Source organism: Paraburkholderia fungorum, from assembly GCF_046027605.1.
GTDB lineage: Bacteria > Pseudomonadota > Gammaproteobacteria > Burkholderiales > Burkholderiaceae > Paraburkholderia > Paraburkholderia fungorum_F.
Genome location: NZ_JAQQEF010000012.1, coordinates 44,396 through 60,435, shown reverse-complemented (window position 1 = coordinate 60,435; position 16,040 = coordinate 44,396). Strand labels below are relative to the sequence as shown.

15 protein-coding genes are annotated in these 16,040 nt (G+C 62.1%); 6 read left to right on the top strand and 9 right to left on the bottom strand.

Features of this window, described 5'->3' with window-relative positions; genetic code table 11:
- Window positions 1-288: 288 nt before the first annotated feature.
- The gene (locus tag PQR53_RS20565) at window positions 289-774 is read right to left on the bottom strand and encodes a YajQ family cyclic di-GMP-binding protein (protein ID WP_028197943.1); all 486 of its coding nucleotides are present in this window, start codon (window positions 772-774) and stop codon (window positions 289-291) included.
- A 185-nt stretch (window positions 775-959) separates the two neighbouring features.
- Here PQR53_RS20565 and murB point away from each other — a divergent pair, with 185 nt between their 5' ends.
- Complete coding sequence (gene murB / locus PQR53_RS20560; RefSeq protein ID WP_408457645.1) at window positions 960-2,000, top strand: UDP-N-acetylmuramate dehydrogenase; 1,041 nt, start codon at window positions 960-962, stop codon at window positions 1,998-2,000.
- 144 nt (window positions 2,001-2,144) lie between these two features.
- On the opposite strand, the gene PQR53_RS20555 is transcribed toward murB, so the two are convergent.
- Both PQR53_RS20555 and argF read right to left on the bottom strand, forming a co-directional pair.
- Window positions 2,145-3,371 (bottom strand): argininosuccinate synthase, encoded by a 1,227-nt coding sequence (locus PQR53_RS20555; protein ID WP_408457642.1) that lies wholly within the window; start codon window positions 3,369-3,371, stop codon window positions 2,145-2,147.
- 237 nt (window positions 3,372-3,608) lie between these two features.
- A complete protein-coding gene (gene argF, locus PQR53_RS20550) occupies window positions 3,609-4,538 on the bottom strand; it encodes an ornithine carbamoyltransferase (protein WP_408457639.1) in 930 nt (309 codons plus the stop codon).
- 437 nt (window positions 4,539-4,975) lie between these two features.
- Here argF and PQR53_RS20545 point away from each other — a divergent pair, with 437 nt between their 5' ends.
- The gene (locus PQR53_RS20545; RefSeq protein WP_323047952.1) at window positions 4,976-5,323 is read left to right on the top strand and encodes a DUF3579 domain-containing protein; all 348 of its coding nucleotides are present in this window, start codon (window positions 4,976-4,978) and stop codon (window positions 5,321-5,323) included.
- Between the two features lie 220 nt (window positions 5,324-5,543).
- Here the strand turns inward: PQR53_RS20545 and rpsT are convergent, their stop codons facing one another.
- A complete protein-coding gene (rpsT, locus tag PQR53_RS20540) occupies window positions 5,544-5,822 on the bottom strand; it encodes a 30S ribosomal protein S20 (RefSeq protein ID WP_408457637.1) in 279 nt (92 codons plus the stop codon).
- A gap of 621 nt (window positions 5,823-6,443) precedes the next feature.
- Here rpsT and murJ point away from each other — a divergent pair.
- Together murJ and PQR53_RS20530 are read left to right on the top strand one after the other, a co-directional pair.
- Window positions 6,444-7,994 (top strand): murein biosynthesis integral membrane protein MurJ, encoded by a 1,551-nt coding sequence (gene murJ, locus PQR53_RS20535; RefSeq protein ID WP_408457634.1) that lies wholly within the window; start codon window positions 6,444-6,446, stop codon window positions 7,992-7,994.
- A gap of 5 nt (window positions 7,995-7,999) precedes the next feature.
- Window positions 8,000-8,842, top strand: coding sequence for a SirB1 family protein (locus PQR53_RS20530; RefSeq protein ID WP_179734003.1), 843 nt, complete (start codon window positions 8,000-8,002; stop codon window positions 8,840-8,842).
- Window positions 8,843-9,025: 183 nt separating this feature from the next.
- Here PQR53_RS20530 and PQR53_RS20525 read toward each other — a convergent pair whose 3' ends face one another.
- From PQR53_RS20525 to lpxK, 5 genes are all read right to left on the bottom strand, one after another.
- Window positions 9,026-9,784 (bottom strand): 3-hydroxyacyl-CoA dehydrogenase, encoded by a 759-nt coding sequence (locus PQR53_RS20525; RefSeq protein ID WP_408423808.1) that lies wholly within the window; start codon window positions 9,782-9,784, stop codon window positions 9,026-9,028.
- A 272-nt stretch (window positions 9,785-10,056) separates the two neighbouring features.
- The gene (gene adk / locus PQR53_RS20520; RefSeq protein ID WP_408457630.1) at window positions 10,057-10,722 is read right to left on the bottom strand and encodes an adenylate kinase; all 666 of its coding nucleotides are present in this window, start codon (window positions 10,720-10,722) and stop codon (window positions 10,057-10,059) included.
- A gap of 214 nt (window positions 10,723-10,936) precedes the next feature.
- A complete protein-coding gene (gene kdsB / locus PQR53_RS20515) occupies window positions 10,937-11,737 on the bottom strand; it encodes a 3-deoxy-manno-octulosonate cytidylyltransferase (RefSeq protein WP_408457627.1) in 801 nt (266 codons plus the stop codon).
- Window positions 11,738-11,900: 163 nt separating this feature from the next.
- Window positions 11,901-12,104, bottom strand: coding sequence for a Trm112 family protein (locus tag PQR53_RS20510; protein WP_179733995.1), 204 nt, complete (start codon window positions 12,102-12,104; stop codon window positions 11,901-11,903).
- Complete coding sequence (gene lpxK, locus PQR53_RS20505; protein ID WP_408457624.1) at window positions 12,085-13,101, bottom strand: tetraacyldisaccharide 4'-kinase; 1,017 nt, start codon at window positions 13,099-13,101, stop codon at window positions 12,085-12,087. The genes PQR53_RS20510 and lpxK overlap by 20 nt, the downstream gene beginning before the upstream one ends.
- Window positions 13,102-13,681: 580 nt before the next feature.
- Here lpxK and xseA point away from each other — a divergent pair.
- Complete coding sequence (gene xseA, locus PQR53_RS20500; protein WP_408457621.1) at window positions 13,682-15,061, top strand: exodeoxyribonuclease VII large subunit; 1,380 nt, start codon at window positions 13,682-13,684, stop codon at window positions 15,059-15,061.
- A 220-nt stretch (window positions 15,062-15,281) separates the two neighbouring features.
- A complete protein-coding gene (gene sodB / locus PQR53_RS20495) occupies window positions 15,282-15,860 on the top strand; it encodes a superoxide dismutase [Fe] (RefSeq protein WP_323045035.1) in 579 nt (192 codons plus the stop codon).
- The last annotated feature ends 180 nt before the right edge of the window (window positions 15,861-16,040 follow it).

The following is a 16,040-nucleotide window of genomic DNA, read 5'->3' as shown; positions in this document are numbered from 1 at the left end:
CGGGTGCTGCGCGTGAGCTCAGTTGAGCGCCCGGTGCTGAATCTTTGCGTGGTCCGTCGCCGAGCGTTCAACATGCACCGGGCCGAGTCTCAATGTAGCTTGGCGTTCTGTGGCGAGGCTCGATGTGGCCTGCCGTTCCGTGCCGAGATTCAGCGTAGTCAGACGTTCCGTGGCGAGCCCTTAAACGCGGCTGGTTGCCGAGCGAGCGTTCAACATGCGTCCGCTCCCGAACCGCGACACACCCATTGCTGAGCCTCAACGCGCGCCCGGCAGCAGCGTATTTCGCGGTCAGTCGCGGAAGTTGTTGAAGTCGAGCGGCGTATCGGTCACGTCCTTGCGGAGCATCGCGATCACGCTTTGCAGATCGTCGCGCTTGCCGCCCGTGATGCGCACCGCGTCGCCCTGAATACTCGCCTGGACTTTGATCTTGCTGTCCTTCACGAGGCGCACGATTTTCTTTGACAGATCGCCGGACACGCCTTTCTTGATCTTGATGACCTGCTTGACCTTGTCGCCGCCGATCTTCTCGATCTTGCCGTAGTCGAGAAAGCGCACATCCACATTGCGCTTGGCCATTTTCGACAGCAGGACGTCCTTGACCTGACCGAGCTTGAAGTCGTCGTCGGCGTAGGCGGTGATTTCGCTTTCCTTGTGCTCGACGCGTGCGTCCGACCCCTTGAAGTCGAAGCGGGTTGAAATTTCCTTGTTGGACTGCTCGATCGCGTTCTTGACTTCGATCATGTCTGCTTCGCAGACGACGTCAAACGATGGCATTGTTTTCTCCCAATAGTGCTGCGGTGCGTGGTGCGGCCGGTCGGCTGCTCACGGGGCACTCGCTATAATCACGGACCGGCTGTCATTTTACCGACGGCACTCCCTTTTGCCTAAGGCCGCCGCGCATTGTCGCGCGGCCGGAGGCCAGATGTCGTTCCGTTCGTCGTCCCATTGTTCTCATTCCGATGTCCCAATCCGACTCCGCCGCGTTCATGGCCGGCTATCCGCTAAAAGCGCATAACACCTTCGGCTTCGATGTTCGCGCGCAGTTTGCGTGCCGGATCGAGCACGAAACGCAACTGATGGACGCCGTGCGCGATCCGCGGGCCGCCGGCTTGCCGCGGCTGGTGCTGGGTGGCGGCAGCAATGTCGTGCTGACGGGAGACTTCGCCGGCCTGGTGCTGCTGGTGGCGCTGCGAGGCCGCCGCGTCGTGCGCGAGGACGGCGACGCATGGTACGTCGAGGCGGCGGCCGGCGAGCCGTGGCATGACTTTGTCGCATGGACTTTGTCGCATGGGCTGCCTGGCCTGGAAAATCTCGCGCTGATTCCGGGCACCGTGGGGGCGGCGCCGATTCAGAACATCGGCGCGTATGGCCTGGAGATGTGCGAGCGGTTTGCGTCGTTGCGGGCGGTTGAGCTGGAAACGGGCGCGGTAGTCGAACTCGATGCCGACGCTTGCCGATTCGGCTATCGCGACAGTTTTTTCAAGCGGGAAGGGCGTGACCGTTTTGTGATTACGTCAGTCACTTTCCGCTTGCCGAAGGTTTGGCAGCCGCGGGCTGGGTATGCGGATATCGCGCGTGAACTGGCTGCGGGTGGCCACGCTGATGCAGCGCCGAGCGCGCAAGCGATTTTCGATGCGGTAGTCGCGGTACGGAGCGCCAAGCTGCCTGATCCGCTTCGTTTGGGTAACGCTGGAAGTTTCTTCAAGAATCCGGTCGTGGAGGCAACGCAGTTCGCGGCGCTGAAGGTTCAGGAGCCCGAGATCGTGTCTTACCTGCAAGCGGACGGTCGGGTGAAGCTCGCGGCGGGCTGGTTGATCGATCGATGTGGCTGGAAGGGCCGCGCAATGGGCGCCGCAGCCGTGCATGAGCGGCAGGCGCTGGTACTGGTGAATCTTGGCGGAGCGAGCGGCGCTGAGGTGTTGGCGCTGGCGAAAGCGGTTCAGCGGGATGTGTTGGCGCGGTTTGGAGTGGACCTGGAGGCTGAGCCGGTTTGCTTGTGATTGCGTGAGCGGCTTGCTGCAATGAAAAAAGGCGCCGGAAGGGACTCCAGGCGCCTTTTTTACATCTGCGGTTCAGTTTCGGCTCGCGCCTCGCGGCGCTTAACTTCGCTCACGCGAAGTTAGCCTGCACCGAAACGCACGTCCTCAGCTACGCTGACGACGTGCGTTTTCAGCAATCCGCATACGCAGTGCGTTCAGCTTGATGAACCCGCCAGCGTCGGCTTGATTGTAAGCGCCGCCGTCGTCGTCGAACGTGGCGATGGTCTTGTCGAACAGCGTTTCCTTCGAATCGCGCGCGACAACCGACACGCTGCCCTTATACAGCTTCACGCGCACCCAGCCGTTGACCTTCTCTTGCGTATGGTCGATCAGTACCTGGATTGCGCGGCGCTCCGGGCTCCACCAGTAACCGTTGTAAATCAGCGCAGCGTAACGCGCCATCAGGTCGTCTTTCAGGTGGGCCACTTCACGGTCGAGCGTGATCGACTCGATGCCGCGGTGCGCCTTCAGCATGATCGTGCCGCCCGGCGTTTCATAGCAGCCGCGCGACTTCATGCCGACGTAACGGTTTTCGACCAGATCCAGACGGCCGATGCCATGCTTGCCGCCCAAACGGTTCAATTCGGTCAGCATTTCAGCCGCCGACAGACGCTTGCCGTTGATCGCGACCGGATCGCCGTGCTCGTACTCGATGTCGAGGTATTCAGCCTGGTCGGGCGCCTGTTCCGGCGAGACCGTCCAACGCCACATATCAGCTTCGGCTTCGGCTTTCGGGTCTTCCAGGTGACGGCCTTCGAACGAGATGTGCAGCAGGTTCGCGTCCATCGAATACGGCGCGCCGCCTTGCTTGTGCTTCATTTCGATCGGAATGCCGGCTTTTTCGGCGTAATTGAGCAGCTTTTCGCGCGACAGCAGATCCCATTCACGCCACGGTGCGATCACCTTGATGCCCGGTTCCAGCGCGTAGTAACCGAGTTCGAAGCGAACCTGGTCGTTGCCCTTGCCGGTCGCACCGTGCGAGACCGCTTGCGCGCCGGCGGCGCGGGCGATTTCGATCTGACGCTTGGCGATCAACGGACGTGCGATCGACGTGCCCAGCAAATACTCGCCTTCATAGATCGTGTTGGCGCGGAACATCGGGAACACGTAGTCGCGCACGAATTCTTCGCGCAGGTCTTCAATGAAGATGTTTTCCTGCTTGATGCCGAGTTGCAGGGCTTTCTTGCGCGCCGGTTCCAGCTCTTCGCCCTGGCCGATGTCGGCCGTAAACGTGACGACTTCGGCGTCGTAATTGTCCTGCAACCACTTCAGGATGACGGAGGTGTCGAGGCCGCCCGAATAGGCGAGCACGACTTTCTTGATATCGCTCATGGTGAACTCGTAGCTGGAGAAAGCGGGAAAACAAGGCGCGCCGGCGGTTCCGGAGCGCGGAAAATCACTATTTTGACACTAAACCACCGCGTGCCCGCGTTTTTGGGGCAGCGCGGTGACATGGCCGGGTCCACTTGCAACTGTGGATCTCGGCCCGCTGCGTGGCGCTAAACGTGGCTGCCTTGCCTCGTATTCAAGGCCCCGTCGCGCTTCACGCAGGTGCTGCGTGCGGCTCGCTTAATGATTCAGCTTGCCGAGCAGCAGATATTCCATCAATGCCTTCTGCACGTGCAGACGGTTTTCCGCTTCGTCCCACACGACGCTTTGCGGGCCGTCGATCACTTCCGCGCTGACTTCCTCGCCGCGGTGGGCGGGCAGGCAGTGCATGAACAATGCATCGGAATTGGCGCGCGCCATCATCTCGGCGTCCACGCACCAGTCTGCGAAGGCTTTCTTGCGGGCTTCGTTTTCGGCCTCGAAGCCCATGCTGGTCCAGACGTCCGTAGTGACCAGATCGGCGCCTGTGCAGGCTTCGTTCGGATCGTCGAATTCCTGATAAAACGGTGCGCTTTCAGCCGCGACCATGGCGCGGTCGAGCTTGTAGCCCGGCGGCGTGGACAGGCGCAGCTTGAAACCGAGAATCTGGGCGGCTTCGATCCACGTGTACAGCATATTGTTCGCGTCACCGACCCACGCGACCGTCTTGTCGCGAATCGGACCGCGATGCTCGAAGTACGTGAAGATGTCCGCCAGCACCTGGCACGGATGGTATTCGTTGGTCAGCCCGTTGATCACCGGCACGCGCGAATTCTCGGCAAAGCGCGTGAGAATGTCCTGGCCGAACGTGCGGATCATGATGATGTCGACCATGCGCGTGATCACTTGCGCTGCGTCTTCAATCGGTTCACCGCGGCCGAGCTGCGTGTCGCGCGTGCTCATGAAGACGGCGTGGCCGCCTAGCTGGAAGATGCCGGCTTCGAACGAAAGGCGCGTGCGAGTCGAGTTTTTCTCGAAGATCATCGCGAGCGTGCGGTCGTGCAGCGGGTGGTAAGTCTCGTAGTTCTTGAACTTGCGTTTCAGAATGCGCGCGCGTTCCAGCACGTACTCGTAGTCTTCCAGCGAGAAATCCTTGAACTGCAGGTAGTGGCGAATTTTCTTGGCGGTCATGAAACAAATACGGCGGTCTCACCCGGCAGGATTGCCGGACGGCGCCGCCGTCGTTTGTGGTAACTCAATGCAGCATAAAGGATTTCGCCCCGTTTGACGAGTCGGCCAAAAGGCCGGGAAAGCGCTTTGAAGGCCTCTCGTAACCTTACGGCGGAGCTTGTGTGCGCTGCGGAAAAAGGTCCGCTGCGCTATAATCTACCGGTTATCCCTAAGCCCAGCAGGCCGGTATTGAGCTTGTGGGACACGGCTCGCGCGCTCCGGAAAGTTTCCTCGCGGTGCGCCGTCATGATGAGCGCCGAGGCGGTTTGTCCGGCCCTTCGCGGTTTCTGGCGGCACAGCTCGCCATTCAGGCGTGGTCCACGTGTCCAGGCATCCCAAAGCCGCGTTGCAGTCAGCTTTGCCGTCATCCCGCTGGGCAGTCACACAGGTATTCCTACATGGCCGAAGCAGCTCCAACCGAATATTTCATTCAGGGCATCACGTCGACCGGGAAAAAGTTTCGACCGAGCGACTGGTCGGAGCGCCTCGCAGGTGTGATGGCGTGCTTTGGTCCTAGCCCGCGCGGCAAGGGGCCGAATGCCTACCTGCAATACTCGTTGTATGTCCGGCCCACCATGATCGGCGACCTGAAATGCGTGATTCTCGATTCGCGCTTGCGCGACGTCGAGCCGATGGCCTTCGATTTCGTGCTGAACTTTGCGAAAGACAATGACCTTCTCGTGACCGAGGCGTGCGAATTGCAGCTTGAGCACGCCACGCCGCTAGCCAAAAGGCACGTGATATAGCGCAGTCAGCCGGAACGGCAAAAGAAAAAACCCGCAAGCAGCGGGTTTTTTTATGGTTGAGGTCGTGGACTCGGCGGGTAGTCCGTCAACTACGAGCGCGACGCGACAAGTCGCAGCGTGCGGTACGGATCTGTCAGTTCAAAGCAAAAAAGCCCGCCGAAGCGAGCCTTTCCGTTGCAGCGGAAACAGGAGGTAGCCCACCGAAGCGGGCTGACCGAATTTACTGCGCTGCGGGTGCTTGCAGACCCTTCAGGGCTGCAGCCAGACGGCTCTTGTTACGAGCTGCCTTGTTCTTGTGAACGATTCTCTTGTCGGCAATGATGTCGATGGTCTTCGACGATGCCTGGAAGATCTCAGCGGCCTTAGCCTTGTCGCCGGCTTCGATTGCCTTGCGAACAGCCTTGATAGCCGTGCGGAACTTCGAGCGCAGTGCCGAGTTGTGCGAGTTTGCCTTGGCGGCCTGGCGGGCGCGCTTGCGTGCTTGTGCGGTGTTAGCCATGACGGTTCCTTATCCTGTTCCTGTTTCCAGTACCTGACCTTCAAGTGGTAGGTGCTGCTTTTAGATCGAACTCCTGGAAGCGATTGCCCAAGAGCGCAAAAGTGTCGAAATGAGTCGAAAAACTCGATCGGACTACGCGAAGGCGGGCCCGTGTTCCGGTGTGTTTCGAGGTTTGGTCGGCGCCTCAATACGGCTTGAGCGATGCTCGCGTACTGCGTGCCTGAACCCCGTCCGAAAATTGAGCGAGCTTCGAAACCGGCGATTATAGCAACAAAATCAGGCACGTGGCAACGGAGAATCGCCAATTCGATGTGCGGGCGCTGCCCCGCAAGGCCACTTGATTCTGTAAGCCCTGATGCGAGGGGGCAGGGAAAAGGGCGGGTTGCGAGCATGCAATCGTCAGCGCAACGGGCGAGCGGGCAGTTAGCCGCCACTTTCACGCCGCACCTCGCAGCGCCAAATCAGTGGGCCCACTTCGGTTATCCCAGCGCGCAACGCGTGCGACAAACGATTAAAAACAACCCGATCCGCGCATCCGAGCGAACGTCTGCGGCGCAAATCGGTCCGATTCGCGTTCTGGCTCGTCGTCCGCACCTGCGGCACCCGTATAATAAGCGCCCCATGAATCTATTCCGAGCCCTGCTGACGGTCAGCGGCTTCACGCTGCTGTCGCGCGTGACCGGACTGGCCCGCGAAACGCTGATCGCTCGCGCGTTCGGCGCCAGTCAATTCACTGACGCGTTTTACGTCGCCTTCCGTATTCCGAATCTGCTGCGGCGCATTTCCGCCGAGGGCGCGTTCTCGCAGGCCTTCGTGCCGATCCTCGCCGAGTTCAAGAACCAGCAAGGGCACGACGCCACCAAGGCGCTAGTCGACGCCACGTCGACGGTGCTTGCCTGGGCGCTTGCGATCCTCTCGCTGATCGGGGTGGTTGGGGCGTCGGGCGTGGTGTTCATCGTCGCCTCGGGTCTCGCGCATGAGGGCCAGGCGTATGCGCTCGCGGTCACCATGACGCGCATCATGTTCCCGTACATCATTTTTATCTCGCTGACGTCGCTGGCGTCCGGCGTGCTGAATACGTACAAGAACTTTTCGCTGCCCGCGTTCGCGCCGGTCCTGCTGAACGTCGCCTTCATCGTCGCGGCGGTGTTCGTCGCGCCGCGCCTGCAAACGCCGGTTTATGCGCTCGCGTGGGCGGTGATCGCCGGCGGTGTGCTGCAATTTCTCGTGCAGCTGCCGGGCCTGAAGAAAATCGACATGATTCCGCGCATCGGGTTGAACCCGGTGAAGGCGCTCGCGCACCGCGGCGTGAAACGGGTGCTGTCGAAGATGGTGCCGGCGATGTTCGCCGTGTCGGTCGCGCAGATCAGCCTGATCATCAACACCAATATCGCGTCGCGCATCGGTCCGGGTGCGGTCTCCTGGATCAACTACGCCGACCGGCTGATGGAGTTTCCGACCGCGCTGCTCGGCGTCGCGCTCGGCACGATCCTGCTGCCGAGCCTCTCGAAGGCGCACGTGGACGCCGATCCGCACGAGTATTCGTCGCTGCTCGACTGGGGCCTGCGCGTCACCTTCCTGCTGGCCGCGCCGAGCGCCGTCGCGTTGTTTTTCTTCGCCCAGCCGCTCACCGCCACGCTGTTCCACTACGGCAAGTTCGACGGCAACTCGGTGGTGATGGTCGCCCGTGCGCTGTCGGCGTACGGCATCGGCCTGATTGGCCTGATTCTGATCAAGATCCTCGCGCCCGGTTTCTACGCGAAGCAGGACATCAAGACGCCGGTGAAGATCGGCATCGGTGTGCTGATCGTCACGCAGCTGAGCAACTATGTGTTCGTGCCGATTTTTTCGCATGCAGGCCTGACGCTGAGCGTCGGGCTCGGCGCTTGCGTCAATGCATTGTTCCTATTCCTCGGCCTGCGCAAACGCGGCATCTATACGCCGTCGAATGGCTGGCTGAAGTTCTTCGTGCAGTTGCTCGGCGCCTGTCTGGTGCTGGCCGGTACGATGCATTGGCTCGCAATCAGCTTCGACTGGATCGGCATGCATAGCCGTCCAGTCGACCGCATCGTGTTGCTGGGTGCGTGCCTCATTCTGTTTGCCGCGCTATATTTCGGTATGCTTTGGCTGATGGGCTTCAAGTACGCGTATTTCAAAAGGCGAGTGAAGTGATCACGATGACGCGAGTTCTCGACTATTTCAGCACGCTGGTTGCCGAAGATGACAGCCTGCCGCTGACCGAGGCGGCGCTCTCGCTCGCGCAGGACGCTTATCCCGATCTCGATTTGCAAGGCACGCTCGCCGAGATCGACGAGTTGGTCGTGCGCCTGCAGCGCCGCATGCCGGACGATGCCGACATCCGGCAGAAGGTCGGCATTCTGAACCGGTTCTTCTTCCGCGAGCTGGGTTTCGCCAGCAACCTCAACGATTATTACGATCCCGACAACAGCCATCTGAACGCGGTGCTCAAGCGGCGTCGAGGCATTCCGATTTCGCTGGCCGTGCTGTATCTGGAAATGGCCGAACAGATTGGCATTCCGGCGCGCGGCGTGTCGTTTCCAGGCCACTTCCTGTTGCGCGTGACGACGCCGGATGGCGACGTGATGCTCGATCCGACCAGCGGGCATTCGCTGTCCGAATCGCAGATGGTGGACATGCTGGAGCCGTATGTGGCGTCGGCGGGCGAGTCGGTGAGCAGGGCGCTGCGCATGTTGCTGCAGCCGGCCACGCGCCGCGAGATCATCGCCCGAATGCTGCGCAATCTGAAGTCGACTTATCTTCAGACGGAACGCTGGCAGCGTCTGTTGGCCGTGCAGCAGCGTCTCGTGATCCTGTTGCCGGAAAGCATCGAGGAAGTGCGCGACCGCGGTTTCGCCTATGCGCGGCTCGATTACCTGCGTCCGGCGCTCGAGGATCTCGAGCGTTATCTCGGCGACCGGCCGGATGCGGAAGACGCGACCGTGGTGGAGTCGCAGTTACATGAACTGCGCCAACGCACCCAGTACGACGACCGCGATTAGAGGTGCTGCTTTGCCCGCCCTCGGATCAGGCTCGTAGCTCAAGCAGCGAAGGCAAGGAATTAGCGGCTGCAGCCCGTTACGGTTGACGAGCAAACACCGGTCAAATCAAAACGCCTGCACATGACTCATGTGCAGGCGTTTTTCATTGGCGCGGCCGCATCAAGCGGCACGCTGGATTCAGCCCTACTTCGGCTGCATGCGGATCGCGCCGTCCAGGCGAATCACTTCGCCATTGAGCATCGGATTGTCGAAGATCTGCTTGGCCAGCATTGCGTACTCTGCCGGTTTGCCGAGGCGCGGCGGGAACGGCACCATCGCACCGAGCGCGTCCTGCACTTCCTGTGGCATGCCGAGCAGCATCGGCGTTTCGAAGATGCCCGGTGCAATCGTCATCACGCGAATCGCGTTGCGCGACAGATCGCGTGCGATCGGCAACGTCATGCCGACCACGCCGCCCTTGGACGCCGCATAAGCGGCCTGGCCGATCTGACCGTCATACGCCGCGACCGATGCGGTGTTGATGATCACGCCACGCTCGCCATTCGCATTCGGTTCGTTCTTCGACATGGCCGCGGCGGCCAGCCGGATCATGTTAAAGGTGCCGATCAGATTGATGGAGATGGTGCGCGCGAACGATTCGAGCGGATGCGGACCGTCTTTGCCGACCGTCTTGACGGCGGGCGCAACGCCCGCGCAATTGACGAGGCCGCGCAGCGTGCCGAGCTTCGTGGCGGCTTCGACGGCCTGCGTGGCGTCGTCTTCGCGGCTCACGTCGCATTTGACGAACACGCCGCCGAGTTCCTTCGCCAGCGCCTCGCCGGCATCCTGGTTCAGATCCGCGAGCACCACCTTGCCGCCGTTCTCGACGAGAAGGCGCGCTGTGGCCGCGCCGAGGCCCGATGCACCGCCGGTGATCAGGAATACGTTGTCACGAATCTCCATGTCTTCTCCTTGCTTCGGTTCAATAATGTCTCGATCGAATATCTTTTCGATGATCGATTGTAACGGCTATGCTGCAGCGCGGAAAGCGAACTGGCGCGTCAGGTACGTCGGAGATTCATGGCCGTTCTGAACTGATACGGATGGCTAATGAATGCCAAGGCGTGGCGAACCACGGAGATTGCCGGAAGACGCTCGCCAACGCCATGCGACACGAAATAAAAAACCCGCCTGCATGGGCGGGTTTTCTTCGAGCCGCAAACGCGGACGCGAACTTACTTCAACGCATCGAACGCGCGGTCGCGAATTTCGTCGACCGTGCCGAGACCCGAAATTCGGCGATATTGCGGCGCCTTCAGCGAGGTCGACGAATCGCCGTTTTGCGCCCAGCTGTTGTAGTACTCGATCAGCGGCTTGGTTTGCGCCACGTACACGTCTAGGCGCTTCTTGACCGTTTCTTCCTTGTCGTCTTCGCGCTGGATCAGCGGTTCGCCCGTCACGTCGTCAACACCTTCGACCTTCGGCGGGTTGAACTTGACGTGATACGTGCGGCCCGACGCGGCGTGCGAGCGGCGCCCGCTCATACGCAGGATGATCTCGTCGAACGGCACGTCGATTTCCAGCACGTAATCAATCGCGACGCCCGCATGCTTCATGGCTTCGGCTTGCGGAATGGTGCGCGGAAAACCGTCGAACAGATATCCGTTCGCGCAATCCGGCTGCTGCAGGCGTTCCTTCACCAGATTGATGATCAGCTCGTCCGTGACCAGTTCGCCTGCGTCCATGAAGCGCTTGGCTTCGAGGCCGAGCGGCGTGCCTGCCTTGACGGCTGCGCGCAGCATGTCGCCGGTGGAAATCTGCGGAATCCCGAACTTTTCCTTGATGAAGTTTGCCTGAGTGCCCTTACCCGCGCCGGGCGCACCCAAAAGGATCAAACGCATGTGATATCTCCAGATCTGTGTGAATTCTTTGTTGGCGCTGCAGCCATCCCACGATTCGCCGGGGGACCCGCATCGGCTACCGGTTCGAGTCTCGCGCTGCACGTCGAAAACGACGGCGCGGCAAGACGAACACGGCGCGACCGGGGCAAACCCTGACTCTCGCGTTTAACGGGAGGCGCGTACAACCGTCCGATTATGCCATGGGTTTTTACGCTCAAGACCCGAATAAAGCCTGCACGCGGGCGAGATCGGCGGGTGTGTCGACGCCGGGCAGCGGCGCATTCTCAGTGACGAGCACGGCGATCCGTTCACCGTGCCACATCGCGCGCAGTTGTTCGAGCGCTTCGACCTGCTCGATTGGCGAGATCGCGAGACTCGGATAGGTGCGCAGGAATTGGGCGCGATAGGCGTACAGGCCGATGTGCCGGTGGACCACCGCGGGTGCCGGCGGTGCAGGCATCGACGCCACGTCGGGCCAATGCGGTTGATACGCGTCGCGCGCCCACGGAATCGGCGCGCGCGAGAAGTACAGCGCGACGCCGTGCGCGTCGAGCACGACCTTGACGACGTTCGGATTGAAAATTTCCGCTGGGTCGGTGATCGGATGCGCGGCGGTGGCGATTGCACATCTCTCGCTCGAAGCCAGGTGCGACGCCACGCCGCACACGAGCGCCGGGTCGATCAGCGGCTCGTCGCCCTGCACGTTCACCACGATTGTCTCGTCGCTCCAGCCGAACTGCGCCGCCACTTCCGCGAGACGGTCGGTGCCCGACGGATGATCGGCGCGCGTCAGCACGGCTTCGAAGCCGTGCTCGCGGGCCACATCCAGCACCGCTTGCGCGTCGGAGGCGATCAGCACCTGTTGCGCGCCCGATTCGCGTGCTCGTTCGGCGACCCGCACCACCATCGGCTTGCCGCCGATGTCGGCGAGCGGCTTGTTGGGCAGACGCGTCGAGGCGAGGCGGGCCGGCACGACGGCGATGAAGGGGGGAGTAGTGGCGTTGGCTTGGGTCATCGGAAGGACGAGCGGCGATGAAACCGGAAAAAAGCGCTCGCGGGCACACCGCGGGCGCTGACGGGAAAGACGGCAAATCCGGATCGCGGAGGCTGATCACCGATGCCGGTCAGAAGCGCTGGGCACGCAGAACGCACCCGCCCCGCGTCGGGGCAAAGCCGATTCAGGCGACGGAGCCCGGATTCAGATCGACCGGCGTACCTTCCACGGTCTGGCGGGCTTCGTCGACCAGCATGACGGGAATGCCGTCGCGGATCGGATAGGCCAGCTTGTCCGCGTTGCAGGTCAGTTCCTGCGCGGAACGGTCGTAGCTGAGCGGGCCCTTGCAGATCGGGCAGACGAGGATTTCAAGCAGGCGAGCGTCCACGGACTTTCTCCACAACGAGTGCAATGAGGCGATGATCGAGCGCGGCTTCGACTGGGACAACCCAGATGCGCGCGTCGTGCCAGGACCCTAATTTTACCGCATCCTTTTCCGTTATCAGGATGGCGTCCGCGTCGACATCCGTAAAAGGATTGCGCTCGAACGCATAGTGGTCCGGCAACGCGCGGGTGGCGGGCGTGAGGCCGGCCGCGCGCAGCGTCGCAAAAAAACGTTCCGGCGCGCCAATGCCGGCTGCGGCCAGCACGCGATCGCCGCTGAACTGGGCGAGCGGGCGGCGCAGGCCCGGATTGTCGAGATGCCACGCATCGGCTGGCGCCAGTTTCAATGCGAACGTGTTGGGCCACGCGGGCAGCGTGCGAGCGTACGGATCGTTGATCAGCGTCGCATCGCGGCGGCGCGACAACGGCTCGCGCAGCGGACCCGCCGGCAGCAGAAAACCGTTGCCGCCGAGCCGGTGATCGAACACCACCAGTTCGGCGTCGCGCGCGAGGCGGTAATGCTGCAAGCCGTCGTCGCTGACGATCACGTCGACTTCGCGATGCGCGGTGCACAGCGCCTGCGCGGCCGCGACGCGATCCGGGCAGACCCACACCGGTGCGCCGGTGCGGCGCGCGATCAGCAGCGGTTCGTCGCCGCCAACGCTTGCCGCCGACGTCGCGAGGACCTGCGTCGGTCCCTTGACGCGTGCGCCGTAACCACGCGACACCACGCCAGGCGTGAAGCCGGCTGCGCGCAAGGCCTCGACCAGTGCGATGACGGTCGGCGTCTTGCCGGTGCCGCCGACGGTCACGTTGCCGACCACCACCACCGGCACGCCAATGCGCACGGACTTCAGCCAGCCGAACGAGAAAGCGGCGCGACGCGCGGCGGCAATCGCGCCGAACACGCACGCGAAGGGCGTCAGCGCCCACGCCAGTGGGCCACGCTGCTGCCATTCGCGCGCAAGGCGTGCTTCGAGACGGTTGTTCAGTTCGCTCATCGGCGAGCCGCAAGGACGGGCGATGCACCGCATGCCCAATAGAGCCGGGACGGCGGCGTGGAAGCGCTAGGCGCAAGACGCGGGGCAAGCATCAACGCGGTTCTCCGGACGATCGAAAGGTGAAGTGGACAGCTAAAGCAGCGGCAGCAGCCGACGCGCTCACGCAGTGTGGTGCAGTGTGCCGCAAGGGTGGGCGCCGTGGGGCGTTCGGCATGCCGTCGAACCCGCCACTCTAGCGCGCGTGCGTCCCGCCCGGCAAGTCGGGCGCCCCGCGCGGCGCGGCGACATAGCGTTTCGAGCGGCATCCACTGCCTGTGGATAACTTTGTGGAGAACCTGCCAGTCCACGGGCGGAGAAGGCCGCGCCGAGCGCTCCGTATCGGCAATCGTTCCTATTAGCGAGATATAAACACCATATAAATCAAAGACATGCTTCCAAGTCGTGCGGCCTGGCGGGCGATTTGACGGCATTTGAGCAATAGGTCCCGACATGTGGACACTTTTAACAATTCATCTGCTGCGCTAGACGCCGATGGCCACTCGGTCTATCGTCTGTCCGGCCAGTCACAGATACCCCTCGCATGAATCCCGAAAGCCAATTTGCCTCGTCGGCTACGCCCGGCGGTGAAGTCGTCGTCCCCGTTTCCGCCCTCAATCGTGCCATTGGCACGATGCTCGAACGCTCGTTTCCGCTTGTCTGGGTGGCCGGGGAGGTGTCGAACTTCACGCGCGCCGCGAGCGGCCATTGGTATTTCTCGATCAAGGACGCGCAGGCGCAGATGCGCTGCGTGATGTTCCGCGGTCGCGCGCAGTACGCCGAGTTCACGCCGCGCGAAGGCGATCGCATCGAAGTGCGCGCGCTGGTCACGATGTACGAGCCGCGTGGCGAACTGCAACTGAACGTCGAAGCGGTGCGCCGCACCGGGCAAGGGCGTCTTTACGAAGCGTTTCTCAGGCTGAAGGCGCAACTCGAAGCCGAAGGCCTCTTTGCTGCCGAACGCAAACGTGCTTTGCCGGTCCATCCGCGCGCGATCGGCATCGTGACATCGCTACAGGCCGCGGCATTGCGTGATGTTCTGACCACCTTGTCGCGTCGCGCGCCGCATATTCCGGTGATCGTTTACCCGGCGCCGGTGCAGGGCGTGGGCGTGAGCGCCAAACTGGCCGCGATGGTCGATGCGGCCAACGCGCGGCGCGAAGTCGACGTGCTGATCGTGTGCCGCGGCGGGGGCTCGATCGAAGACTTGTGGGCGTTCAACGAAGAAGTGCTGGCGCGCGCGATTGCCGAAAGCGCGATACCGGTGGTGAGCGGCGTGGGTCACGAAACCGATTTCACGATCGCCGACTTTGCCGCTGACGTGCGCGCACCGACGCCCACCGGCGCTGCCGAACTCGTCAGTCCGCAGCGCGTGCTATTGCTGCGCGAACTCGATCAGCGGCATGCGACGCTCGCCCGCGGCTTCGGCCGCATGATGGAGCGGCGCGCCCAACAACTCGACTGGCTCGCGCGCCGGCTCGTGTCGCCAGCGGAGCGGCTCGCGCGGCAGCGCACGCACCTGCAGCAATTGAGCGTGCGGCTGGCATCGGCGGGCGCGCGTCCCGTACGTGACGCCCGAGCGCGGTTTTCTCTGTTGCAGATGCGCTGGCAGCGCTGGCGCCCTGATCTCGCCGCGCATCAGGCGAAGCTCGGCAATCTCACGCAGCGCCTGGACGCTGCTTTGCTACGCCAGCATGAACGTCAGACAGCGCGGATCGACACGCTGGCCGCGCGGCTCGAGGTGCTGAGTCCGCAGCGCACGCTGGAGCGTGGTTATGCGGCCGTGCTCGACGCGCAGAGTGGTCGCGCGGTGCGCGCGCCGTCGTCGCTGAAGCCCGGGCGGCGCCTCACGGTGCATCTTGCCGAAGGCGCGGCCGACATCGCGCTCGCCGATGTGCAACCGCGCTTGACCGACGGTTTCTGACACTTCGCCGACAGCACGCCAAGGCGTACTTTTGACCTCCGCAAAGGCCGGCCACGACCCCTGCGAAAGCACTAATTACGCTATATGTCCGGCATGTTTGCCGATGCCGGACATAAAGTCCGTTCGTTTGCGGGGTTATTCCAAGTCGCCTACAATCGAGTGCTCTAAAGCGTTATCCGCAGACTCCCCCCACAACAGATACAGACACAAGGAAAGCACCATGGAACATACGCTCCCGCCGCTGCCGTTCGCGAAAAACGCACTCGCTCCGAACATGTCGGAAGAGACGCTCGAGTATCACTACGGCAAGCACCATCAGACCTATGTGACCAACCTGAACAATCTGATCAAGGGCACCGAGTTCGAAAATCTGTCGCTCGAAGAGATCGTCAAAAAGGCATCGGGCGGTATCTTCAACAATGCAGCGCAAGTGTGGAACCACACGTTCTTCTGGAACAGCCTGTCGCCGCAAGGTGGCGGTGCTCCGACCGGCGCATTGGCCGACGCGATCAACGCCAAGTGGGGTTCGTTCGACAAGTTCAAGGAAGAATTCGCCAAGACGGCAATCGGCACGTTCGGCTCGGGCTGGGCATGGCTGGTGAAGAAGGCTGACGGTTCGCTCGACCTGGTGTCGACGAGCAACGCTGCCACGCCGCTGACCACCGATGCAAAGGCTCTGCTGACGATCGACGTGTGGGAACACGCGTACTACATCGACTACCGCAATGCGCGTCCGAAGTTCGTTGAAGCGTACTGGAACATCGCCAACTGGGAATTCGCGTCGAAGAACTTCGCGTGAGATTGCTGGTTGCCGGCTAGTTGCCGTAGCGTGGCAGGATAGTTCGGATTTCCAACTAAATTGGCAAGCCGAACGGATCGCGGCAATGAAGTCTGGAACAGGTAGTAAAACAGAGAGCCCTCCTTCGCGAGGGCTTTTTGCTTTTTAGCGCCTGGAGAGTGGGTGCTGCCTGCCGGTGGT